Source organism: Rhizobium sp. BK661, from assembly GCF_024808825.1.
Lineage (GTDB): Bacteria > Pseudomonadota > Alphaproteobacteria > Rhizobiales > Rhizobiaceae > Rhizobium.
Genome location: NZ_JANTYT010000022.1, coordinates 16,997 through 40,561 on the forward strand (window position 1 = coordinate 16,997; position 23,565 = coordinate 40,561).

Consider the following 23,565-nt stretch of genomic DNA (forward strand, 5'->3'; position numbering starts at 1 on the left):
GCCCTGATGTCTGCTTTAACCGGATATTCGAGGCTGGTTGTCGCTGCGACCATCCTTATGACTCTTGCCGCCTGCACCACCACCGATGTTGCCGAAGTCGAGGAGCCTGCAGTCGCGCCGATGACCGGGCAAACGAACGATCCTGCGCCCGGTTTTGCAAATGTCAAAGCCGGCAGCGAAGAGGACTTCATCTTGAACGTCGGCAGGCGGACCTACTTCACGCAGGATTCCGCCACACTCGATCCCGTCGCCAAGGCGACACTGGACAAGCAAGCCATCTGGCTGAAAAGCAACCCGCAGTGGCTGGTCAAACTGCAGGGATTTGCTGACGATTCCGGGTCCACTTCAGCAATGGCAACACTATCGCAGAGACGTGCCGATGCGGTCATGGCCTATCTCGTCTCGCAGGGTGTAGACGCCAGCCGCGTGTGGGCCAAGGGTTACGGCAATGACCGCGAGGTTCGCGACTGCACGAGCCGCTCCTGTAAGGTGCAGAACCGGCGTGTCGTCTCAAACCTGCGCACGGAGCGCGACGCGGTCTGATCGTTCTTGGACTTGATGGAACAGCTCCTGTCGCAGCGCGCCAGTTTCGAACATCCTTCGCGACAAAAGGCTCCAGCGCACAGCTAATTTTGCCGCAAGCCCCATGGCAGGTTGATCCATCCCGCAGCCGAGATCGATGAGGGCAGCGGTGAAGCGTGGATCGCGAGGGCGTAACAGTGGCTCGAGAGGTGTAGTCATCAGCGGCCGGCGGCCTGTTCTAGTGATCGAACCAGAAGAGGTCGCCGAACGGGCCGGCTACTGAAGGCCGCACACAGTCCACTGCGGCCCCAAGGGCATTTATGTTGCTGCACTTGGCAATGCCGACGGCAAGGGATCTGGCGGCGTTTTTGATGGATCACAAGACATTTGATGTGCGTGGCCAGTAGGAAATGGATCCAGGACCAGAACGGCTCTCCTATGACGTCTGGCGGCACCCTGGCCATGACACGCTTGTCACCAGCGACATTGACCGCTGCGATCGCCATCGCCGCGGACTGATCGCCGCCAACGTCGCGGAGTGGCGACCCCATTAGACAGAGCGGCATCAGCGCCGCCAAGATCTTTCGTCGAATGGCCACAGTCGCATCACCCACACCGGGTCCGCCTACAGGGCGGAGACTGCTCGCCAGGATCGGCGGGTTCCGCCGGGATATCGATCATTTTGATGCCCCCCCATTTTTGCCCCGTCCCGGCGCAAGACCCAAATTGAGGAAGAGAGGTCCTCGAGACTTAGGACGCTATTGACGAAACCGTAGGCCTTGGTCGGATCATGTGCCGGCCGAAGCTCGAACACGAGCTGATACTTCTCGCCGAAATCCCCAGGTCGGCAATGTTGACTCGATAGCAAAATGGAACATAATGGGAACATCCAAAACACACAGAGGACGACGGCCCCACGCGTGCCGATAGCGCAGCCGCGCGCTCAACAAATCGCGGGCACCTATTGGACACCTCCCACCGAAGCAACAATCGCCGAAATCCATCCCCTTTTGATGGCAATCATTATCATGACGCCGAACCCTCGGGGTTGGGGTTTCTATTCGGCGAATGTCTATGACATCTGTTCGGGCGAGCCTCTCGGCTATTTCGATATCGCTTTTGACCAAGCTACGCGTAGAGCCTGTGGTCACTACAGTGCGGTCGGCTCCCGCGTCGTGATGCGGTCACCGATATGGTTCCAGTGCGCGGGAGATGAGTACGACGCTATTCAGCTCTTCTATGAACTCGTAAGAGAGGCAGGTCATGTCGAGTAAATCAGCAAAGCAGCTGGATATTGATTTCGAGGTCGAAGCCGCCCTCGCCTTCCACGATGAGGATGCCAAGGCGACCATCGCAACTCTTCTTGGAGATATCAAACACCTTCGCATACAGCTGGCGTTGGCCGAAGCCGCAATGAGCCGAGGCATGACTCGCGGGTGTACACCCAAATTCGAACGGGAGCCTTTAGGCGCTGGAAAGAAATAGGCGATCGCAAAGGCCGAGCTTCGAGACCGCTCCAAAAATGGCACTTCGCCCAGGGGCCGGACTTCGGAAGGCGGGTCGCGCTAAGTCGACCGGGAGATTATTCCGGGCGAGATAGTCATCTGGTCGCCGCGCCAACCTCGGCCGTTATATCTTCATGGCGGCCGATATTGGATAAGTGTTTGGGCTGAGGGGATGCCGGAGGCGAAACGGAAGCGGCCGCCGAGGCGGACGTCAGGGCTGCAAGACGCGGTTGGAAGCGCCCCAAAATGGGTGGGACCTCAAAAAGGTTCTGTGAACGGCGAACGACCAAAGCCAAAGTCGCGAAAAATCCTGGGGGCCGAGGTCGAATCCTTCACTTCGTAGAGCTACGTCCGGAACAGGTTCCTGTACTGCGACGGTTGCGACCTCAGATACTGCGGAGGAGCCGATACCTGACCGCCAAGTGCCGCGGCAGCGTGCCAAGGCCAACGAGGATCGTAAAGTGCCGCCCGTGCAATTGCAATCAGATCCGCGTCGCCCGTCGATACAATCGCTTCAGCCTGGACCGGCTCAGTTATCAATCCGACAGCCACAACGGGGATTTTCACTGCATTCTTGATGGCCCGTGCCAGCGGGACCTGGTAGCTTGGACCCACGGGGATCGATTGTTTGGGATGCAGGCCGCCGCTTGATACATGAATGGCGTCACATCCCCTCGCCTCAAGCGCTTTCGCAAAGGCAATGACTTCGGCCAGTTCAAGGCCACCCTCAACCCAATCCGTCGCCGAAACCCTCATCGTGACGGGCTTGCCTGCCGTGAACGCGCTTCGGACCGCATCGAAGACCTCCAACGGGAAGCGCATTCGATTTTCGATCGTTCCGCCATAGTTGTCCGTCCGCAGATTGGACAGCGGTGACAGGAATTGATGCAACAGATAGCCGTGCGCACCGTGTATCTGGACGGCATCGATACCGATATTGGCCGCCCGTCTTGCAGCTGAGGCAAAAGCATTGCAAATGCGCTCTAAACCGCCGAGATCCAGAGCCGTCGGTAGCACGTACTCCGAACTGAACGCTACAGCAGAAGGCGCTTCAGTCTGCCAGCCGTTCATCTGATCAGGCGGGATTTGTTGGCCACCGCGCCATGGGATGCTTGTCGAAGCCTTACGCCCAGCGTGAGCGAGCTGAATCGCGATCGGCATGTCCGAATATCTGCGTACCCCTTGAAGGGTCCTTGCCATGGCGGCTTCCGTAACGTCATCGTATAGCCCGACATCGGCGAAGGTGATCCGCCCCTCCGGCGATACGGCAGTCGCTTCTATGGTCAGCAATCCCGCTCCCGATAGGGCGAGGTGGCCCAAATGGATCAGATGCCAGTCAGTTGTGCATCCATTTTCCGCTGAATACTGGCACATCGGGGCGATGACAATTCGGTTTGAAAGCTCCATCCCGGCTACGCGAAAAGGAGTGAAAAGAACAGGAGTTGGCATAGGGTTCCCTTACTTGAGCGATAAGAAATGCAGGACGGTGGCCCCATATTGTCCGTGAGTTGCCACTTTCGCAAGTTGACGGGTAATCTATCGACGGTCCCTTGCGCAGTCGTGCTGTTTTCGGACCGTAGAGCCAGCAGCGTACAATTTCGATGAGACGATCCGAACCAATGCAATCAATTTCATTCCCGACTAGACGGCTCCCACCGAAACGGAAGCCAAAAGGCTTTCCTCACTTGGGGGTCTCAAGACCGCCGCTTGCTCCATAGTGCGCAGGATGCGCATGCTCACCCCCTAGTTTCCGGGGCTTGAAGATGCTGATACTTTGGAACAAACGCGAGCGGCTACTGCTTGAGGCGTCGAAAAAGCGATTTGATTGCGCTCCACCGTTGTTTTCCTCAGTGTGGCCCCGCTTGTTCTCAGGCAAGCGGGGCTTTCGAGTTAGTATCGTCATTGGGAGGGGAAGAGGTTTCAGCAAGGCCGAGAGCGCTCTTCTCCATCCAATCGTTCGAAACAGCGTCGACAAATATGTGAGCCCTCTCCTTCAGCATGCAACAAACGTTGAGATGGTATGTTGGTGGCCGGAAGAACGGGGTTCCACGTTCCGTTGTTCCTCACCTAGCCAGCACTGCCCCGCTTGCTCGAACCAAGCAGGACCCTTTTTGTGGGATCGCCTGGCTCGATGCCCCCAGGCAGCACGTCGGATCTGGAGGTCCGCAATTGTGGCCAGTGCGGACAGATTCCGGATCTGATCCGCCGCCCAGATTGCCTCGGCGGGGATACACTTGAAGGACTGCGGCCAACAATCATCTGCTGGCCCGGCTTGCGAACTGGGGGGCGAGCTTGCAATCCTCGAAAGTGTGATGAAGATACGGGTAGGTTTGCGGTCGCAAGAACGTTGGAGTTCAAATCTCTTGACAGTCACCACCAACCTCGTCGTCGATCTCGTCCGAGCGGCGAACCATCTTTCCAAGCTACCGATGGCGGATCGGCGCCGCCTGTTGGAGCGCAGCATTGCCGCATCTAGCGCTCTGCGGGATCTACTCGTCAAAAACGGAAAGATTTTCCCTATCGACGCGTCCACCGAACAGGTGATTGATGACATCGCCCGAAATGTTGAGCTGATGTCGGACGAAACTGTTGCGAAGGCGCTGTTGACGCTTGCGGATCAGATAAGGACGCTAGGAATCTTAAATCGCGAGCCATACTGAAGCGCCTGACGTCGCAACACTCAAGGAGAGCGGCGTCATTTGCGGGCATAGCGCGTTTATTGAATAGGTCTCCGTTCGGTTGCGAACAAAAGCCCCCTGCTGTTGCGGATGCAAGGGTCAGCGCAGGACGTCGGGTCGCTTCAATTCACCAAACTTGATCTAACGCACCCTGTTACGGGCGCATTCCTCAGCGAAGATCTGGCCGAAGATCGCCAGTACGTCTCGCATCGAAATAGGGTTCGGTTTGTCTCGATCGTCGAGTTCACAACTCGACCAATCGCCATAAACGGATCGTTCACCATCCTCAAAACGGAAGATATCAACCATGGCGCTCGGCCACCTTCTTCATAGTTGCATAATACGTTGTGCCTAACGTTCGCCATAAGCCAATCAGGCTGTGAGGAATGGAATGAGCGCCCGCAGAAAAATCCGGCAAGAAGCGACCGAGCCGGCAGTCCCTGACACAAACGAGAATACCAAGCACACACAATCTTCGGACCCAGGCGAGCGACATGAATGGCTTAAGGCGATGATCGATCACGTGCCAGATTTCATCTATGCGAAGGATCTCGAAGGCCGGTTCCTGTTCGCGAACCGTGCGGTGGTGAGGAACAACGGCTTTTCGCATGTGGACGAACTGGTGGGACTGACTGACTTCGATATTCACCCGTCGTCGTTCGCACAGGAGATCGACGAGATCGAGCGACAGGTCATGACGACCGGTCTCGCGGATCTCGGCGTGGAGGAGCCCCGCCTCACAGGGGATGGCTGGCTGATGATGACTCGCGTTCCACTGCGCGACCGCAACGGCAACGTCATCGGCGTTGTAGGCGCCTCGCGAGATATCACAAGCCGCAAGCGCGCCGAAGAGCTGATGCGGGCCCAGACGCAACTTCTGCAAAACGTTGCGCGAGGTGTCGAAATCCAATCACTCCTGCAAGACTTCATCGTCACGCTGCGCAGCCTCTTTCCATCACGAAGCGTGCAGATCGTGATCCATGGCGAGACCCTGGACGCGCCCTCCCCCGAAACCCTGGCGCTCCCGATAGCCTCCCGAGATGGCGGGCGGCACGGGTCACTGATGATCTCCAAACTCGCAGACGAAGACGCGGGCGTACTGGAATTCCTGTCCGCTGTCGCGCAGACAATCGGAATCGCACTCGATAGAAACCGGGACGTCGAACGTATCGCCCATCTGGCGGAACACGACGTGCTCACAGGCCTGCCGAACCGAACTTTGCTTGACCGCACCCTCCAGAGGATGCTCACCAATGCCGTAGACGACGACAAAGCCGTCGCCGTCGCCTTTCTTGATCTCGATAACTTCAAACTCATCAACGACAGCCTCGGGCATGCCGCCGGTGACGAACTTCTCAAGGCCGTTGCCAACAGGATCGTCCGTGAGGTCGGCGAAGCCGGATTGGTGTCACGCATAGGCGGCGACGAGTTTGTCTTGATTCTAGGACAGACCAACGAATCTTTCAGAGATCGGCTTGAACGTTTGCGAGCGGCGATCGCAACTTCGATATCGATCTCGGGAATCGACCTTCGCATCACGGCCAGTATCGGTGTGGCATGCCTGGAGCGGCCTGGAGTGACCTCCTCGGAACTCTGCGCCAATGCGGATCTCGCCCTTTACCGAGCGAAAGAGGCTGGGCGTGACGGTATTCAGATGTTCACGCCTGTGATGGCCGCGGAAGCAAGAAACAAACTTGCGCGTATCGATGACCTCCGTCGGGCAATCGAGAGCGATGAATTCGTCGTTCACTACCAGGCTCAATACGCCAATACAGGCAATGTGATTGGTGTCGAGGCGCTTGTCCGATGGAACCATCCTACAAGAGGAGTCCTTGCTCCATCGGAGTTCGTACCCCTCGCCGAGGAAACGGGTTTAATTGTCGCGATCGGCGATATCGTCCTCAACAAGGCATGTCAGCAAGCCAAAGACTGGCAGAAACGTAGTGTTGCCCGCGTGCGCGTTGCGGTCAACGTTTCGCCTCGCCAGTTCCTGGAGCCGTCGTTGACCTCTCACGTCAGTCAGGCACTGGCCGACGCGGACCTTGACCCGGAGTGGCTCGAATTGGAAGTCACAGAAAGCCTCATCATGCAGGACGTTGAGGGGGCTATCGCACGGATGCATGAATTGAAGGCCCTGGGGGTAAGCCTCTCGATCGACGACTTCGGGACTGGTTATTCCAGCTTGAGCATGCTCAAGAAATTTCCATTGTCCCGACTCAAGATTGATAGATCGTTCATCGCAGATATCCCGAACGATTCAGAAGACATGGCAATCACCAATGCCATCGTTTCGCTGGCAAAATTGTTGAGACTGGAAGTCGTTGCGGAGGGTGTAGAGACCGAAGCACAGGCGCGTTTCCTGGAAAGGGCGGGATGCGAGGTCTTCCAGGGATATCTCTTCGCGAGGCCGCTTCCGACCGTGGACGTCGAACGCCTTTTTGACTGCCGGCTGAGCTCGAAAGAATTGCTACCTCAGTCTGCGGTTAACTCTGGCAGAACTTGGCCACGTTTTTCTCCAGGCTGCGGCGAAGCGCGCTTGCGATCTCATCCTCCAGTCCCTTGACGATGTCACCGAAACGACCGCCTGTCCCGACGATCTCTATCGAGCTCTCGGTCGTCTTGCATGTTGCGAGGTCGACCTTTAGATGAACCTGTGCGGTCGCCGAGAAGCCTCCTCTCACGAGGGCATCGTCAGATGTCTTGCAAGCAAGCGTCCCCCTCGCACTTGCCTCGGCTGCGTCGCCATTCACCGAGATCTGCAGACTTTCGATCTTGGCCGTGTCGAACCTGTCGATTCCAACATCGATGCTCACACCGAAGCTGGACACCTTCGCTTTCAGTGACTTGCATGGCTGTGCCTCCCCGATCGCTCGTTCGAGCGCGTTGGCTGCGTCAGCGTTCGTGGCCAGCAATTGGAATAGAAGTCCCGCTGCAAGCAGGCACGCCACCATCTTACCCATGTCTTCGTCCTGGCTCGTGTACCGGAAAAATTAAAGCTAGCGTACTGTGCCAGATGTTCAAACGGTACACTGGCAGCGCTACGAGGCTGCAACAAAGGTTTGGGTGGTGACGAGAGCGGCGCAGTTTCGCTGACAGGAAAAAACCGGGCGTTCAATTCTCTGTCATTCCGCTGTGAAACTGCTGATTGGATGGCGCACGCTATTTGGGCAGCGGCCCGCCGGACTGCTCGGCGGCGATGAAATGCGCATACCATACCGGCCAATTCTCGTCGTGCCTTCCCGTGATGTTCTCATGTTCACCATGAGCAGCAGCCGCCCTTCGCAGGGCGCCTTCGATTTCTGCAGGTGACGCGAACGTAACCTCGGTGCTCTGCCGTCCCTCAAGCCGTTGCGTGATTTCCTGCAGCAGCCAGGCATTTCCGTCCGGATCCTTGAAGGTCGCATAGGTCCTGTAGCTTCGTCCGTTTGGATCCCGGCCCTCGATTGCCGGTTGCCCGGGGCCGTCGCGATGAAAGATCTCGCTCACCTGCGCACCGCCGCTCGCGAGCGAAGCACGAGCCGCCTCGATGTCTGTGACGACGAGATAGAGTCCTTGAGCAGAACCGGGAGCGGCGCTGGTGATGCCGACGCCGAAATGGATGGACGCGGGTGAGCCAGGCGGCGTGAATTGCACCACCCTGAAGTCATTGCCGACCGGGAAGTCGGCGTCGAGCCGCCACCCCAACGCGGAATAGAAGCGTTTCGAGCGATCAACATCAGCGACGGGAATCGCGACGACTTCAAGCTTTAGATCGACGTTCGTCTTGCCAGCTTTGCCGTTGCCTTCACCAAGAATACTCATTCTTGTCTCCTCCGTCCTCGATCCCGAGATGATCGCGTTCCAGTGATTCCAGTTGCGGTTCGCTTGGAGGCCTGGATCGGCTTCCGTATGAATTTGAATGATGCGTGCTACGCAAAAAATGAACTCGAGCTGCTGCCAGGTGGTCGATCGCCTACCCTTGAGCGCTCAATAGTAATTCATGAACACCGGATAGGCCATTTCCAAACTTTACAACGGGGCTTTTGCACGAGGTGAAATGGGCGCTGATCCTTCTTCGGCAAGCCTCGAAGAGCGCCTGTTTCCAAAGCCTCATGTTAAAACCATGAGTAGGCTTGCCGTCCCGGGGATTGGTTTTCAGACCGCTCGCTGCGCCCTCGTCTGACATAGAGCAGATAGCAGCAATGCCTCAGGCCGCAATTTCCCTGGCGTCGCTCTCTGTGATGGCCTTATCCCAGATCGCTACCGAAATGCCCAAAGCGAGAAGCAACTCCGCAAGCTCAGCATCGTGTTTGCGGGGATCTTTGTAATCGCGACCAATCTCGATGAGGCGCTCAAGCAGCCTGTTGTTGATTGAAGCAAGCTCACCTTTGGAATCCGCCTCGGCAAGCAGCTGAAGGATAGACCGCTTGGGCACCGGAGCTCCGGGCGTACGCATCGTCGCTTCCTTTCCCTCGTTATCGTCCTTTGTATCGGGCTTCCAGAGCCCCGAACTCGCCAATGCAGCGCCACCCACAATCAGTGCGCCTGACCAAAACAAGGAGGCTTCAATCGCTGCTGAGGAAAAGATCGCAACAAGGACCGCTCCGATAAATGGCTCGACATAAGAGAACGCGCCAAGCGCCTGAATGTCGCCACGCTTCATTCCGTGATCCCACATGTAGATCGCCAGGCCCATGGGCAGAACGCCGAGTGCTGCCATCGCGGACCATTCCGCCACACTAGGCGCCACCCAGCTTTCAAGCGCCAGATGTGCCAGGAAGGATACGGCCGCAGATGCTGCGTAGAACCACCCGAGAGCAGACGAGGGTACTGCGGCCTGTGTCCGGGTCAGCACCGAATAGATGCCCCAGAGCGCGGCAGCGATCCCGATGAGCGTCAGGTAAAACGGCGCACCCTCGGATATGGATGCATCACCGCCGCGCTCGATGAGCAGCAGCACGCCGAACAGTCCGACGGCAACACCGACGACGTGCCACCATCTGAGTCTCTCGCCCGGCAGAAGACAGGAGCCAAGAACGATCATCAGTGGGGTAGTCCCTTGAAGCAGCGCAGCTGCGGCCGGCGGCGCCTTCTGGGTCGCGTAATAGATGCAAGCATGATAGCCAACAAGCGCGCTCACCGACAGCAGCCAAACATGGATCGGCTGCCGGAAGGCGAGAAGAGGATGGCTTCCGGTCAGGTACCATACAGCCGGCGACAGAGCCGCCGCGAAGAGGAACGCCATCGAAACCGTCTGCAGTGGAGGAATGGAAGTCGTATAGGTTACGAGCACGGTTTCGCTTGCCCAAAGCACGATCCCCATGGCTCCGATTGCAGAAGCGGCCAATCGTTTCATTTCGAAGCCTGTCTCCTATGCTCCGATCGTCACGATCTTGTCGGCAAAAAATCCGTTGAAGTGAGTGCGCATGGAGAGGCTATAAGCTCCCATCATGCCCACCTCGATCCAGTCCCCCTCACGCACATCATCCGGGAGGCTGAAAGGTGCACCGAGCACGTCGTTTGAATCACAGGTCGGCCCCCAGACCTTGAAATCGGTGTATGTGGCGGATACACGCGGTGTGCTCGGAATGAGACGCACCGGCCGGCGTTCTTTTGAATGCCCGAGTTCCTGCAAGGTGCCAAATACTCCGTCGTTCAGAAAAAGATTGTGATCACGCCTCATTACCACTTGGACGAGCGTGATCCCGGCGGTGGCGACGAGCGCTCGGCCGGGCTCACATAAGATGGAGCAGGAGCGAGGTATTGCGCCATTGCGCAGTGCGCGCGCGACGCTCTTGAAATAATGCCCCGGGCCAACAACGTCATCGCCTGGATAAGGAGCAGGAAAACCACCACCGACATTCAGAACCGCGAGCTCCACTCCTGCCCGCTTCGCCACGTCTCCGGCAAGTTCCACAGCCTCTGAAAACGCACCAGGTGCGAGGCACTGTGAACCGACATGAAATGAAATCCCCGCCTTGATCCCCTTTGAGCGGATGTGACGCAGCAGGTGGATTGCCTTGTCCGGCGTCGCACCGAATTTGGTCGAGAGAACATAGCGAGCGTCGGTTCCATTCGTGGCGAGCCTGACGGCAATCACGAGATCGCTACCGCGGGCTTCCTCGGCAATTTTGTCCACCTCCTCCAGGCAATCGGCCGTATAGAAGCGAATGCCGTGCAGATCATTTGCCATTCGGATCGAACGGCGTGTCTTCGCCGGGTTGTTGTAGAACTTTCCAGCGGTGCTTCCGAACAGGCTGCCAATCAGTTCGACCTCGTCGAGAGAGGCGACGTCAAAGTTTGTAATTCCGGTCTGGTAAAGGGTCTCCAGAACAAACGGATGAGGATTGCATTTGACGGCGTAAAGGCAGGTCCCGGGAAACGAAGAGAAGCTCGCAGCAGCACTGCGTAGTCTTTCGGGCGTGATGCAGAAGACGGGTTCTGACGGCTTGAGCTCCGCAATGACCGCATCCACGCTTGCGAAATTTCTGAGCGCATCCTTCGCGGGCCGGAGGGTCCTTCCGTCGCCCGAAAAAGCTGTCTCAATCTGACCTTGCAGATGTCGCGCGTCGTGGCCGAGTACGTGCTCGGCCGAAAGGGCATGGGCATTCATTTTCGTTGAACCTGTTTTTGATTATTCGTCGTGCGCGAAAGCTATGCGGCTTCTTCGCCAGCTTCCTTACCGGAAGCCCAGCGCCCGATGAAGGCGGACAGTTCCGGTGCGGTCACAGGGCGGCTGAAGTAGTAACCCTGCAGCTGGTCGCAACCCTCCTGGGCAAGGAACGCGGCCTGCTCCGGCGTCTCAACGCCTTCTGCAGTCGTGGTCATGTTCAGGCTCTGGCCGAGACTGATGACGGATTTCACAATGGCGCCCGACTTATCCTTGCTGTTCATGTCTCCTATGAAGGACTTGTCGATCTTGATCTTGTCGAAGGGGAACGAATTCAGGTAGCCGAGCGACGAATAGCCGGTGCCGAAATCATCCATGGCAATCTTGACACCCAAGCTCTTGAGGCCATTCAGGATTTCCAAGGCTGCTGATGTGTCGTTGATAAGGACGCTTTCCGTTATCTCGAGTTCCAAGCGCGCAGGATCGAGCCCTGTGCGTACCAGGACCTGGCGCACTGTCTCGACCAGCTCCTTGTTGCGGAACTGCACGGGTGAAAGGTTTACCGCGACGCGCAGTCCATCCCATTCCATGACCTGTCGGCAGGCCGTCTCGAGGATCCACTCGCCCATCGAGACGATGAGGCCGGTTTCTTCTGCGAGCGGAATGAATTCTGCCGGAGACACGAGACCGCGGATCGGATGCCTCCATCGAACCAGCGCTTCCACGGCCGCAACGCCATGCTGTGCAAGATCGATCAACGGCTGATAGTGAATCTCGAGTTCGTCCTTCAGGACCGCCTGACGAAGATCATATTCGAGAGTCTTGCGTTCCTGGAGTTCGGCATCCATCTGAGCCTCGAAAATCCGGTAGGTCGCCCGACCACCCTGCTTGGCTCGGTAAAGTGCGATGTCCGCACTTTTGAGCAACCGTTCCGGATCGGCATCATCCACGTTTGCAATCGCGATCCCGATACTAACTCCGACATGAAGATCCTGCCCTTCAATGATGAAAGGCGCGCGGACGACATCGATGAGTTTTCGGCTGAGTTCTTCGGCTTCCAGCGGTTGGTTGAGGCCGATCTGGATGATCGCGAACTCATCACCGCCAAGTCGGGCGACGGTGTCATTCTGGTGTACGCATGCCCTCAGCCGTCCCGAAAGTTGCTGAAGCAGGAGATCTCCAGCACCGTGGCCCAAGGTATCGTTGACTTCCTTGAAGTGATCGAGATCGAGGCAGATCACCGAAACTCTCGCGGTCTGCTCGGCATTCGACGTAAGAGCAACATTCAGACGTTCCCGGAACAGAACGCGGTTCGGAAGTCCAGTCAGGGCATCGTGGTGCGCCAGATGGCTTGCCCGTTCCTGGGCTTCCACTTCTTCGGTAATGTCTGTCGCTGTCCCCCTGAAACCAAGGAATTCCCCTGTCGTGCCAAGGATGGGACGACCGGCCAATCTGGAGATGCGGATGTGACCCTTTGCGTCGCGATAGCAGCAGCGAAGATCTCTGAACGAGACGTGCTCATCAGATCCCTCGACCAGCCGCTTCCAACCGTCAGAGTCAGCGTCACTTGAAAAGAACTGACCGAGTGTCTTCCCGAGAACATCAGAGGCGGGCAACCCGGTGACATCGGTAAAACGTGCCGAGAAGTAGACCAGTTTGAGCGAATGGTCGGTTTCCCAAATCCAGTCGGACGATGCTTCCGCCACGTCCTTGAACCTTACTTCGCTCTCCTTCAGCGTCTGAGCATAGGCTTCCACGGTTTTGGCGGAATCCTCCAATTCCTTCGTCGAACGCCTGGCATTGCGCACGACAAGAGCTGAAAACGCCGCCAGAACTGCAAGCACCAGACATAGCGGGGGCAGGATAAACTGCAGGAGCTGGTATCCCGGCTTTGCGGGTGACCAGGTAATCGCTCCGAGGAATACCCTGTCTTGTGTCAGCAATGGTATAGATGCCTCCGCTCCACCGGCCTCATGAAGCGAGATCTTCAAGTCGGAGAGTAAGTAGTCTCGTCCCATGCGATCCAGGAAGCTCTGGTCGAGCCGCTTTGCGAAAGCCAGCATCGTAAGTTTGCGCGGATTAACCGTCGATCGATCAATCGAGGGAGGCAACAAAGCGCTGGCCGCAACCAGGTAGACATTGTCCCCTGATTTGATCAAGCTCGTAACCGGGTCAGTCTGTATGGCAGCGACATGCAAGAGATCACGCAATCCACGTGGCATCAGCTTGAGGGCATCAACCTTCTGCGGAACGCCCTCGATCACTGCGTATACGGTGTTTTTGTTGGCATCGACAGCAAAGGCCATCTCGTAGCCCAGGCCTTCAAAGATATTCGCCCCGATATTCCCGTCGGTTGCCGCCCACTCCAGGTTGCTCTTGTCGTGCAGGTTTTTGTATGCGTCCTCCCAAACCGCATAGTCCCGCAGATTGCGCGCGACCTCGCGCGCCTTGACCTGGAGAGCCGTAGTTGCAAGCTTGGTGGATGCTTCGACTTCAAGGCTGTTTTGCTGACGCGCGGATAGAACAACAATGGCAATGACAATCGTAATTGCCACGATGAGGATCCCAGCCATAGGAAATACGATCCTGCGGTTGAAATCGCGACCGAAAAAGTTGGCCGTATGGGGAACGAAGGCGCGCATCTTTTCCTCATGAAGTTTTTTCAAAACTACGAGTTGAGATACAAATTCTCAGTTAACTAGAATTGTAACTTTTCGCGTTGGTTAACAATATATGGATCTGATTTCCCCGCGTGTTTTATTCCATTAAACCACTGAAATATGGTGGCATTTGTCTCTGGCTACGCCGCAATATTCGCCATGGTCTAGAGATGCTGAAATGGGAAGGTTACCATACCACTAAGACCAAGCAGCAATTCCAACGCGAACATGTCATCCGGCGAGAGCCTATAGCCATCGATCTCGCCCTGCAAAGTGGCGGTGCGCTCGGGCGTTCAGCTGGGGGTAATCGAGCGGATCATCGACGAGGCCGGCCTGGTCATTTCAAGCATTACCGGCACATCCGCGGGGGCGATGAATGCGGTCGTTCTTGCCCACGGCGTTGCGCTGGACGGGGAGAAAGGTGTAATGGCGGCGCTCGAGACATCCTGGCGCCGCGTCAACGGGATAGCCGGCTTTAGCCCTTCCAGCGCACCGCACCTGACGTTATGAGCGGTGGCCCGGAACGCGGTGACAGCGATCGGAAACCGGTTGGGATCGTTTTGACGATCACGCGTTGGATTGCCTACGCCCGCGCCATTGACGTGCGCTATCGACGATGTCATCGCATGTTAACGGTCGGTTCTTCCCGGCTCCAGGCGATGCCAAGCCCGATCCTGATTTAAAGTCGATGCCCAGGCCATCTCAAGCGGGGTAAAACAGGCTGCAGAGCAACCCTATGCGACGTCCCCGCGAATTACGGCAGCTGAACGATTTGTCGCAAAGGCCTTCGCGGTTTTCATTTTATAAGCTTGAGCGGGTCTTCCCCTAAATCCGAACGGTCGAAACAGGTGTGTTAACTCCCAGCAGGAACCGGAAGCATTTAATCGCCTCCTCAGGTTCATATGGCTTACTCAGGAACCGACAGCGTGGGGGAAGCGAAGACTGCCGGAGACTAACGACTCCCGATGTTATGACAATTGCGAGATCCGGTCGCTCACGATGAATGCGAACAGCAAGAGCAACTCCGTCAAGTGGACCTGGCATGTTTACGGCGGTGAACACAAGCCCGATGTCAGTTCGCCGGTCGAGAATACTTAGCGCTTCTAGTGCGTTTATCGCAGGGATCGCAGCGAGGCCCGTGCATGCCAACTGAGCCGCGATGCGAGAGTACAGATCCGCATCGGGTTCGACGATAAGAATCGCGCCGGCGAGTTCGGGTTGAATGTCTTTCTGTTTCAACGCAGTCCCCCGGGTGCATTGTTCTCCTTGCTCCGATCGGGAGCAACGGAAGGACGTATTCAAACCAGCAATCTAGAGGCTCGCATTTTGCTTTCCCACGTCGACCATACTTCAATTACGCCCAAAATAAATGCGACTTTATGCAGACCAGTTATGCGCTATGCATTCACCGAATAACAAGGTTCATAGAATTGAACCTCCACGGGGCCGCGTTAGACCAAGTGGTTTCAGTCCCATCGTTTCAGCTATAAGGTGGGAGACAACGCCAAAGTGGATTCAAGACCCATGCCCGCAGAGAAGGACGACCGTTCGCCTGTTGCACTGGAACAGCGCGACGTAAGCGCCGACAAGCGCATGTTCTCGCCTTCCGTTGCGCGAAATTCGGCGCCGATCCTCACGGCCCTAAAACGTGTCCTTCCAACACATGGCGCTGTGCTGGAGATTGGTTGCGGGACTGGCGAGCACGCCGTGTGTTTTGCGGGAGCAATGCCCAACCTCACCTGGCTGCCCAGTGATCCGGATGCCGACGCTCGCACCAGCACGTCTAGCTGGAGCAAATTCGCAGGGCTGAAGAATGTGCTGGCACCGCGGGATATTGATGTGTGCTCAGGACAATGGGACGTCGAACAAATGGGGGCTTTTGACGCCATCGTGTCGATCAATATGATCCATATCGCGCCATGGGCGGCAAGCTTAGGATTGTTCGCAGGAGCTGGCCGTTTGCTTCGCGCTGGTGGGCTTCTTGTTCTATACGGCCCGTTCATGCGCGACGGCGCACACAACGCCCCCTCGAACGCTGCTTTCGACGCGGCTCTAAAGGAGCGCAACCCATCCTGGGGTGTGCGTGATATCGCTGATCTTGAACAAGTGGGCGAGGCCGCTGGACTTAGTCTCAGCGAGGCGATCGAGATGCCTACCAACAATATGTTGCTGGTCTTCTCCAGCGGCAGTGCCTGAACGACAATCGTCCCAGGCCCCGGAAGATCGGGTACCACAAACGTGCCAGCGGGTGCCCTGCAACAAAAAAGCAAGGACGCGTCGTGTCAGTCGCCACTGAACCGAATGCAAGCCGTGCCAAGGAGTTGCGCTCGGTTGCGGCCTTTGGTCAGCGGATCCTGGAGGGCGTCATGTCCGCTTCGCAGCAACGGCGGCCGATGGCTCCACACTATGGACGTGAAGCCGTCATTAAAACATGCTCATCGCAAACCTCCGAAAGAGGCTCGACAGCGGACGAGCTCTCGAAGGTCCCGCCGGAACAAAACCTGAGAGCCCGTCATTCGCCATCCAGTGCAGTTGAAAGGAATCTAGCCACCGCCCCGCGTTTGTCTTATTGCGGCTGCGGATCCAGTCCCGCTATGAAGCGAGACTGGATCGAGTGAAGTGACCTGGATCGCCAGGGTGATAATGCGACCTCGGGCAACGATCGCTATTTCGTGTTTCACAATTTATTAGGACACTTGTACTGAAGCTTCGGCCGGGCTTGTAGTGGGATGTGGCAATGGTGAACGGAGCAGTTTTTTTCCTTGTAGTGAACTTCATCATCGCGATCTGCTTTGCACTGGTTTTCGCCGTCGTGGCAGTGCGCAGCCGATCGCGTCAGGCCGCACTGTGGTTCTCGGCGGGTTTCGCTGTCGCTTCACTTTCCGCCATTAGTGAACTCCTTGTTGCATACACAGACTTGCCGCGACTCTTCGCCGTTCTGGCCTTTGGAAGCGTGCTTGGGGGGATGATCCTTCTACGCGTGGGTATCGGCGAGCTTTATGACGTCCGAATAGCGCCGCTCTGGGCCACATTTTTTTTCGCAGCTTGTGTCGTACTCGATCTCGTTATCTATGGTTTGCCGCGTAGCACGCTTCGGCACGCCATATCTTATCAAACACCGTTTGCCCTGGTCGTTCTCGCCAGTGCTGTGGCGGTCTTTGCTTCAGCGCGCCACGCGAAGATCGATCGGGTCCTCGGCTTTCTGCTCGTTGCAACCGGTCTACATTTCTTTGCGAAAGCTGCGCTGGCGGTGACCGCGGGTGCTGGTACCAAAGCCGCCGATTACGTTCACACGAACTATGCAGTGATTTCTCAGGGATCGACTGCGGTGTTGATTGTAGCGGTGGGTCTGACACTGCTTTCGGTGCTCGTCCTCGATATCATGGCTGACGAGCGCAGCAATTCCGAAAGGGACATGCTTTCGGGTCTTGCCAACCGCCGAGGCTTCGAGAATGGTGTCTCCGCTGCGCGCCTGGTTGCACCTGCTGTCCTACATTCTGTCATGATCTGCGATATCGATCGCTTCAAAAGTATCAACGACACGTTCGGACACCATGCCGGGGACCAAGTGATCCGAGCCTTTGCCGACCTCCTGAAATCCATAGCCGAGCCGGATTTTATCGTCGGGCGTATCGGCGGGGAGGAGTTTGGGGTGTTTATGCCGAACACCACGGTCGATGCGGCCATGCTATTTGCCGGTGTTGCGCGGCGCGAGACGATGGCAATCACTGTAGAGGGTTTGCCTAAGTCGCTAACCGTGAGCGCAAGTTTCGGTGTCGCGGAAGTCGTCGCCGGGGAGAGTCTTGACGACACAATGCGCCGGGCCGACATGGCGCTTTACGAAGCAAAGCGAGCCGGAAGAAATTGCGTTAGACAGGCTCGAAGTGCCCGTTCTGCGTCGCCGGATATTCGGGTGGTGTCGTGAAAACGGGCTGTTCAGGCCAGACTATTTCTAGCCCTTAAAGTTGCCTGCTTTTGGAGCCTGCGTGAGACAGTAGCGGCATAGTCCGAAAAGCGCTATCAGTGGCCGGAATGGCCGGCAGAGACATATTTTACTATTACAGCAGAAAACGGAGCGAGTAACGACGTGCTCTTGGTGGCAGGACTGCCGTGGCGATGTCCACCCGCTAAATTGGCGGCTTGGCACCGGCACATCCCCGCGATAGTCGTAAAATCCTTTCGCTGACTTTCGTCCGACCCAGCCGGCTTCGACGTATTTGACCAGCAGGGGACTAGGTCGATATTTGCTGTCCGCGAGCCCTACGCGCACGAACTCATAACGGAGAGGCAGGTGTCCAGACCGATGAAATCGGCAGGTTCGAGCGGTCACATTGGGCGATCGGCACCCAGCCGCATACTGTTGTCGATTTCGCGAACTGAGTTCGCCCCCTCGTGCAGAGCGTAGACCGCTTCATTGATCATTGAAATGAGGTCCGATGCACGGTGAAGCCCGGATAGTCATCTACGACCACAGCAGTTTTGCCGAGTCGCTTGATGACGTCATAAACCGTCTCGAATGTTTCTCTGCTGGTCGCATCGCCCCGGATCAGCTCCACCAGCTGCATCGCAGGTGCCGGATGGGGGTCGCAAGGGCGGCCCGGCTGTTCACATTTCAGCCATGCCTTGTCGAACAAAAAAAGAAGTTCATTTTCTCGAAGCGTTTCGGCGAGGCGGAGGCAGATGCCCCTATAGCCAGCCGTTGTTCAGACGCCGTACAATGATGCCGTCGTGAGTGAGCTGATCACATGGGCCGATCAAAGCCCAAAGGATGCCATATACGGGAAGCCGCGAGCGCGGAGGAATACGCATGTGGTCGACACGATGACGCAACCGGTCGTCGTCATCGATCAGAATTTCTGCGTGACGACAGCCAACAATGCGTTCATAGAAGCCTTCGGGGTCGACAGGGACGACATTCTCTCAGAAAATTTCTTCTCTCTCGGAAACAGACAGTGGGACATTCCCGAACATCGGGCCACGGACCTTCCTCCGTGGACGCGCGGCGGCTTATCCATCCCGACGACAACAGCCGCAATATCCTAGTTATGTTCGAGGACGTGACGGAACGCCAACGTCACGACGCTGAAATGGACTTCATTGTCGCGGAAATGCGGCATCGAATGAAGAACATGTCGGTTGTTGTCCGATCCGTCATCACGAACACACGGGCCGATCAGCCTGATGCGGCGAACTTCAAAGAGGCTTTGCTCGGTCGCCTCGACGTGACGTTCAAGCCGCAGGACATCGCCGCCCGTTCCGAGACTGCCGATTTCGAATTCCTCATGAGGGAGTCGATCAGCATCGGAGTTTCGAAACGGCTCGATTGCTCAGGTCCGACCGTCGAGGTGCCAAGCGCGAAAGTGCTTCCAGTCAGCATGATTTTCCACGAGCTTTCCACCAACGCGATGAAATACGGTGCGATATCCGAGTCGCAAGGTCGCATCCACGTGAGCTGGGAGTTGGAAACCGGAACGCGAGGGCGCCAATTGATCGCCTGTCAATGGCGCGAGAAAGGCGGGCCACCTGTGTCGGATCCGCAGCGGAGGGGCTATGGGAGCGAACTGATCGAAGGGCTCAGCGTCCACATCGCAGGATCGGTGGAACTTTCCTATCCCGCTGAGGGTTTTATCGCTCTAATCAAGATCCCGGTGTGAGAAATGTGAGCGCCCCCGAGGAAGTGGAAACCACGGCGACAGCGTTCTCGTGGTCGAGGACGAGGCGGCAGAAGGTCACGCCAGTGGCGGTGGAGCTTGAGAAGCGAGGCATCCCCTTTGTGCTTGCAACCGCATCCGCAGCGCACGAACTGGCTCCCTTCCCTATCCTCGCCACCGCGTTGAATGTGGGAAAGCCCACCGATTAAGGTCAACTTGTCCGAGCCATTCGTAAGCTGATCGACGGCTAGTAGGGATCGCGCCACTTACCGACAAGCACCTTCCGCACTTGCCAACCGCGATCAGTGAGCGAGACGGCTGTCCAGAGATTGAGGGTTCATGGCGAACCGCGACTTGCGCGCCGCGTTAAGCTACATGTTTCATCTGCGCGCGTAGCTTCTTGCGGAAGACCTAGGCCGGCGTCCGATGGCCGAGACATTCGCCCGGTGTCGCATCGAGCTGATTGCTGATCTCGGACTTCGAGTTTTCTTCTGGATCGCGCCGAAGACCTGAGACATGGCGACCAGCACGACCTGCGCATCGACGAAGTCTTCGAGCTTCAGCTTGAGATCCTCGCCAGTCGCCGCTCATTGCTGCGGCTCCGACTGGAGGCAACTGCCATTGCAGCGATGCGTCTGCACGTGGAGCGCGACCCCATAGTGGCAATCTCTTTAATTCTCGAATCCCGTCATAGCCCTGCTGTGCAGGCATCCGACTAGAACTTGTCATTCTGTGCACACCTTGAACAGCTTGTCCTTCACTGAGGATAACTCGGTGACCGAGCATCTGCCCCGTTAGACCTTCGGCAAGAAACATATTCGGCGACTATCATATTTGCTGCATCGGTCACGGACCAACCGCTCTTCACGATCAGGTCAGTTGCGAAGGTACCTCATGAATTGGTCGCCTGAAATTTTCGGTCGCGACTGCATCGATTGCCGTGTCATTGCGGCACCGTTCGCTCGATAGCGGACTCGGAATTTCTCCACTTCGATCCAGAGCAACTGGACTTCGGGTGAAAGCAGGACATGTTTTCTTCGCTTGAAAAAGCCGAACATCTCCACCTCGCGTATGTCTCCAAAGCATTCGCGTCCATCATTTCGCGGTCTATGGATTTGCCTTGAGATAGACAATCAGGTCTTCAATTTCGAAACCCCAGAGGCCCGAAAACGAATCGTGGTGCCAGACACCTTCCTGCTCGGCTTCGAAAGGAATCCCCACAAATCGATGACCGTCCAGACCAACCCGTCCTCTCCCGCCTTCCGCATCGCCGGGAATAGTTGTATCCCGCGAGACCGCCTGCCTTTTTCCGACGACGTTCTTGAGCGACGGACGGAAGGACATCGCCACCACATCGACCCTCACCTCCTGGTGATCTTCATACCAGATACCCGGCAACACCGTCCCACAGAAGCTTCACAGCAGTCACAGCAAGCAGTGCGTAGCATGCGCGGAAGATCTGGCGTTGATCGAGACGTCCATGAAGTCGCCAGCCCATTCCGACACCACTGGGAACCGCGAGCAAGCATACGGCCATTAGCACCAGGTCAGCACCTTCCGGCCGCACCAGCATCAACCACGGAACGGCTTTGGTGGCATTGCCGACCGTGAAGAAGAGGCTGGTCGTTCCCGCATAGACTTCCTTGGTCAAACCGAGCGGCAGCAGGTACATCGCAAGCGGCGGTCCGCCGGAATGAGCAACCATCGTGGTGATGCCCGACGCCAGCCCGGCTGCAACAGCCTTGGGTGTCGATCGAGGCCGAATGGAAACGCCGCCGCCTCCCGCGAGCCACAGCCCAACGAAGATCAGTGTGACGACAGCCATGACGATTTCGATCGCATGATGGTCGAGAAAGCGGAAAAGCAGATATCCGCTCCCGATTCCGACAATAAGTCCGGGAAGCAACGGGGCGAGATCCTGCCGCGACCACGTGTTTGGCTTCCAATAGCGGAGCGCGTAGAGGTCCATGGCGACAAACAGGGGAGCGAGCAGGCCACCGGCGGTTACCGGATCCATCACGAGCGACAGGAGCGGGATCCCGACAATAGCGAATCCTCCTCCGAACGCCCCTTTCAGGAAGCAGATCAAGAAGACCCCTGTGAAAGCGACCAGAACGGTCATCAAGGTCAGATCTGCAGCGATTGGCTGGGTGGTCACGACCTCCTCCCTCGGCTGTAGGCATGCACCCGGCCGAAGGCTGCGGCCTCGATTTCAGAGCGCGCAAGACCGATGTCCTTCAGAGCATCGTCGTCAAGTTCGCGAAGCTTTGACACCGCGATACGACGCCCGTAGTGGCGCAGAACCTTCCTGAATGCTGAGAGCACTGTGATCATTTCCATTCTCCATCGGTTGACCCGCTGCAACGCGAGGCCGTCGTCGCTTCCGCTGGTCGAGATCGGCAGGCGGCCTGGAATGATTGCGGTTGTGATAGTGCCCCGCGCCACCGGTTGACGAGGGCATTATGCTCCGATACTATATCGGTACAATAAAAACATTGAGCTCGGAGCAATAATGGCGAATTCCGAATATCTGAAGCTCGCCGACACGATCGCCGCGCAGATCGCCGCCGGGGCTCTTAAACCTGGCGATCGCCTGCCACCGCAGCGAGCATTCGCGTATGAGCGTAAGATTGCTGTCTCCACTGCAAGCCGGGTTTACGCAGAGCTTCTGCGCAGAGGACTGGTCGTTGGCGAGGTCGGTCGAGGCACGTTCATATCCGGTGAAGCGAGGCGGGGCGCCGCCGCACCGGGCGAACCCCGCGACGTTCGGATCGATCTCGAGTTCAACTACCCCACCCTCCCCAACCAAACGGCCATCGTCGCCAGGAGCCTGGAGGGACTGGGTCAGCCTGCGGCGTTGGAGATTGCCTTGAGACAAGCGACCAGCGTCGGCACCCGTGGAATACGCGACGTCGCGGCGGCCTATTTCGCGAGAACCGAGTGGTCTCCGAACCCGGAGCAACTCGTATTCACTGGCAACGGCCGCCAGAGCATCGCGGCGGCGCTAGCGGCCGTTGTTCCGAACGGCGGACGATGCGGCGTCGAGGCCCTGACCTATCCATTCATAAAGGGCGTCGCGATCCGACTGGGCATCTCGTTGGTTCCGCTCGCGATGGATTCTTCGGGCTTGCGTCTAGACGCGCTACGCAAGGCGCACCAGGAGGCAAACCTGTCGGCAATCTATGTTCAGCCAGCAGTGCACAATCCTTTGGGAACGACAATGCCGGCTTCCCGTCGACGCGATCTCGTTCGCGCCGCCGATGAGCTTGATCTTTGGATCGTCGAGGACAATGTGTACAGCTTTCTCGAGGACGGCCCGCCACTTGCCAGTCTCTCTCCGGATCGCTGCATCGTCGTCGACAGCCTTTCCAAGAAGATTGCACCGGGGCTCACCTTAGGGTTCATCGTCCCCCCGCCTGCGCTGCGCGAAAGCGTGATGGCGGCAGTGCGCTCCGGGGGCTGGACCGCATCGGGCTTCGCATTCGCTGCGGCGGAGCGTCTGATGACGGACGGGGCTGCCGCAGAACTTGCGCGCCTGAAGCGCGGCGACGCGCAGGTACGCCAGGCGCTCGCCGCCGAGTGTCTCGCGGGGTTCGACTTCCAGGCCAATCCGAACTGTTATCATCTGTGGCTGACGCTGCCGCAGCACTGGCGCTCCCAGAGTTTCGTGGCGGCCGCAGCCCGTCGCGACATCGCATTGACCCCGTCGACAACCTTCGCCGTCAACCCCGGCCACGCGCCTAACGCCGTCAGGCTTGCCCTGGCGGCGCCTTCAATCGATCAGCTCGAGACGGGACTCCGCACGCTTGCCGCCCTACTCCGGTCCAGTGACCACGATCTCGAAGCGACGGAGTGAAGAACTTCCAGTCGATTAACTCGACGCCTTGGCTGGAGTTGTCAGCTTACACGTTCGGTCGTTCGTGCCGGTGGCAGAAGCTGCCATTTGCCTGGCATTGGGAG

At 57.4% G+C, this 23,565-nt stretch carries 22 protein-coding genes and 1 pseudogene; 12 read left to right on the plus strand and 11 right to left on the minus strand.

Annotation, left to right across the window (positions count from 1 at the left end):
• The first annotated feature begins 6 nt into the window (after window positions 1-6).
• From FHX16_RS26835 to FHX16_RS26860, 4 genes are all read left to right on the plus strand, one after another.
• Window positions 7-543, plus strand: coding sequence for an OmpA family protein (locus FHX16_RS26835; protein ID WP_259131335.1), 537 nt, complete (start codon window positions 7-9; stop codon window positions 541-543).
• Window positions 544-932: 389 nt separating this feature from the next.
• On the plus strand, window positions 933-1,076 hold the full coding sequence (locus FHX16_RS26845; protein ID WP_259131338.1) for a selenium-binding family protein: 144 nt from the start codon (window positions 933-935) through the stop codon (window positions 1,074-1,076).
• A 474-nt stretch (window positions 1,077-1,550) separates the two neighbouring features.
• On the plus strand, window positions 1,551-1,796 hold the full coding sequence (locus FHX16_RS26855; RefSeq protein WP_259131340.1) for a hypothetical protein: 246 nt from the start codon (window positions 1,551-1,553) through the stop codon (window positions 1,794-1,796).
• Window positions 1,786-2,007: a hypothetical protein gene (locus FHX16_RS26860; RefSeq protein ID WP_259131342.1), complete on the plus strand. Its 222-nt coding sequence runs from the start codon at window positions 1,786-1,788 to the stop codon at window positions 2,005-2,007. The genes FHX16_RS26855 and FHX16_RS26860 overlap by 11 nt, the downstream gene beginning before the upstream one ends.
• Before the next feature lie 365 nt (window positions 2,008-2,372).
• Here the strand turns inward: FHX16_RS26860 and FHX16_RS26865 are convergent, their stop codons facing one another.
• Window positions 2,373-3,476, minus strand: a complete 1,104-nt coding sequence (locus tag FHX16_RS26865; RefSeq protein WP_259131344.1) for an NADH:flavin oxidoreductase/NADH oxidase — start codon at window positions 3,474-3,476, stop codon at window positions 2,373-2,375.
• Window positions 3,477-4,390: 914 nt separating this feature from the next.
• On the opposite strand from FHX16_RS26865, the gene FHX16_RS26870 reads away from it, so the two are divergent.
• Window positions 4,391-4,687 carry a hypothetical protein gene (locus FHX16_RS26870; RefSeq protein ID WP_183757880.1) on the plus strand — a complete coding sequence of 99 codons (297 nt, stop codon included), beginning with the start codon at window positions 4,391-4,393 and terminating at the stop codon, window positions 4,685-4,687.
• 529 nt (window positions 4,688-5,216) lie between these two features.
• Window positions 5,217-7,268 carry a bifunctional diguanylate cyclase/phosphodiesterase gene (locus tag FHX16_RS26875; RefSeq protein ID WP_259131384.1) on the plus strand — a complete coding sequence of 684 codons (2,052 nt, stop codon included), beginning with the start codon at window positions 5,217-5,219 and terminating at the stop codon, window positions 7,266-7,268.
• On the opposite strand, the gene FHX16_RS26880 is transcribed toward FHX16_RS26875, so the two are convergent.
• The 5 genes from FHX16_RS26880 to FHX16_RS26900 all read right to left on the minus strand — a co-directional run bounded on the left by FHX16_RS26880 (window position 7,189) and on the right by FHX16_RS26900 (window position 13,936).
• Window positions 7,189-7,656, minus strand: a complete 468-nt coding sequence (locus FHX16_RS26880) for a hypothetical protein (RefSeq protein ID WP_183864105.1) — start codon at window positions 7,654-7,656, stop codon at window positions 7,189-7,191. The genes FHX16_RS26875 and FHX16_RS26880 overlap by 80 nt on opposite strands.
• Window positions 7,657-7,864: 208 nt before the next feature.
• Window positions 7,865-8,506 carry a VOC family protein gene (locus tag FHX16_RS26885; RefSeq protein ID WP_259131347.1) on the minus strand — a complete coding sequence of 214 codons (642 nt, stop codon included), beginning with the start codon at window positions 8,504-8,506 and terminating at the stop codon, window positions 7,865-7,867.
• A gap of 385 nt (window positions 8,507-8,891) precedes the next feature.
• Window positions 8,892-10,040: a DMT family transporter gene (locus tag FHX16_RS26890; RefSeq protein WP_183757874.1), complete on the minus strand. Its 1,149-nt coding sequence runs from the start codon at window positions 10,038-10,040 to the stop codon at window positions 8,892-8,894.
• A 15-nt stretch (window positions 10,041-10,055) separates the two neighbouring features.
• On the minus strand, window positions 10,056-11,297 hold the full coding sequence (locus tag FHX16_RS26895; protein ID WP_259131350.1) for a type III PLP-dependent enzyme: 1,242 nt from the start codon (window positions 11,295-11,297) through the stop codon (window positions 10,056-10,058).
• Between the two features lie 41 nt (window positions 11,298-11,338).
• A complete protein-coding gene (locus tag FHX16_RS26900; protein ID WP_259131352.1) occupies window positions 11,339-13,936 on the minus strand; it encodes an EAL domain-containing protein in 2,598 nt (865 codons plus the stop codon).
• Window positions 13,937-14,233: 297 nt separating this feature from the next.
• Here FHX16_RS26900 and FHX16_RS26905 point away from each other — a divergent pair, with 297 nt between their 5' ends.
• Window positions 14,234-14,464, plus strand: coding sequence for a patatin-like phospholipase family protein (locus FHX16_RS26905; protein ID WP_183757867.1), 231 nt, complete (start codon window positions 14,234-14,236; stop codon window positions 14,462-14,464).
• 315 nt (window positions 14,465-14,779) lie between these two features.
• Here the strand turns inward: FHX16_RS26905 and FHX16_RS26910 are convergent, their stop codons facing one another.
• Window positions 14,780-15,256: a response regulator gene (locus FHX16_RS26910; protein WP_310503155.1), complete on the minus strand. Its 477-nt coding sequence runs from the start codon at window positions 15,254-15,256 to the stop codon at window positions 14,780-14,782.
• A gap of 222 nt (window positions 15,257-15,478) precedes the next feature.
• Between FHX16_RS26910 and FHX16_RS26915 the strand changes: the two genes are divergently transcribed.
• Both FHX16_RS26915 and FHX16_RS26920 read left to right on the plus strand, forming a co-directional pair.
• Entirely contained in the window at window positions 15,479-16,150 is a 672-nt protein-coding gene (locus FHX16_RS26915; RefSeq protein ID WP_183864039.1) for a DUF938 domain-containing protein, read from the plus strand.
• Between the two features lie 541 nt (window positions 16,151-16,691).
• The gene (locus FHX16_RS26920) at window positions 16,692-17,879 is read left to right on the plus strand and encodes a diguanylate cyclase (protein WP_183757861.1); all 1,188 of its coding nucleotides are present in this window, start codon (window positions 16,692-16,694) and stop codon (window positions 17,877-17,879) included.
• A gap of 210 nt (window positions 17,880-18,089) precedes the next feature.
• On the opposite strand, the pseudogene FHX16_RS26925 reads toward FHX16_RS26920, so the two are convergent.
• Window positions 18,090-18,534: pseudogene (locus tag FHX16_RS26925) on the minus strand (3-hydroxyacyl-CoA dehydrogenase family protein); the annotation flags it as partial.
• A gap of 229 nt (window positions 18,535-18,763) precedes the next feature.
• Between FHX16_RS26925 and FHX16_RS26930 the strand changes: the two are divergent.
• Both FHX16_RS26930 and FHX16_RS26935 read left to right on the plus strand, forming a co-directional pair.
• Window positions 18,764-18,997 carry a PAS domain-containing protein gene (locus tag FHX16_RS26930; RefSeq protein WP_259131355.1) on the plus strand — a complete coding sequence of 78 codons (234 nt, stop codon included), beginning with the start codon at window positions 18,764-18,766 and terminating at the stop codon, window positions 18,995-18,997.
• Window positions 18,998-19,041: 44 nt separating this feature from the next.
• Window positions 19,042-19,608, plus strand: coding sequence for an HWE histidine kinase domain-containing protein (locus tag FHX16_RS26935; RefSeq protein WP_246712699.1), 567 nt, complete (start codon window positions 19,042-19,044; stop codon window positions 19,606-19,608).
• Between the two features lie 1,104 nt (window positions 19,609-20,712).
• Here the strand turns inward: FHX16_RS26935 and FHX16_RS26940 are convergent.
• From FHX16_RS26940 to FHX16_RS26950, 3 genes are read right to left on the minus strand one after another with little or no spacing between them, the layout of a single operon-like run.
• A complete protein-coding gene (locus FHX16_RS26940) occupies window positions 20,713-21,003 on the minus strand; it encodes a hypothetical protein (RefSeq protein WP_183757859.1) in 291 nt (96 codons plus the stop codon).
• Window positions 20,984-21,763, minus strand: a complete 780-nt coding sequence (locus tag FHX16_RS26945; protein ID WP_259131358.1) for a sulfite exporter TauE/SafE family protein — start codon at window positions 21,761-21,763, stop codon at window positions 20,984-20,986. Before FHX16_RS26945 ends, FHX16_RS26940 begins: the two co-directional genes overlap by 20 nt.
• Complete coding sequence (locus tag FHX16_RS26950) at window positions 21,760-21,939, minus strand: DUF1127 domain-containing protein (RefSeq protein WP_259131360.1); 180 nt, start codon at window positions 21,937-21,939, stop codon at window positions 21,760-21,762. The genes FHX16_RS26945 and FHX16_RS26950 overlap by 4 nt, the downstream gene beginning before the upstream one ends.
• A gap of 178 nt (window positions 21,940-22,117) precedes the next feature.
• Between FHX16_RS26950 and FHX16_RS26955 the strand changes: the two genes are divergently transcribed.
• Window positions 22,118-23,461, plus strand: a complete 1,344-nt coding sequence (locus FHX16_RS26955; protein WP_259131362.1) for a PLP-dependent aminotransferase family protein — start codon at window positions 22,118-22,120, stop codon at window positions 23,459-23,461.
• Window positions 23,462-23,565 lie beyond the last annotated feature (104 nt).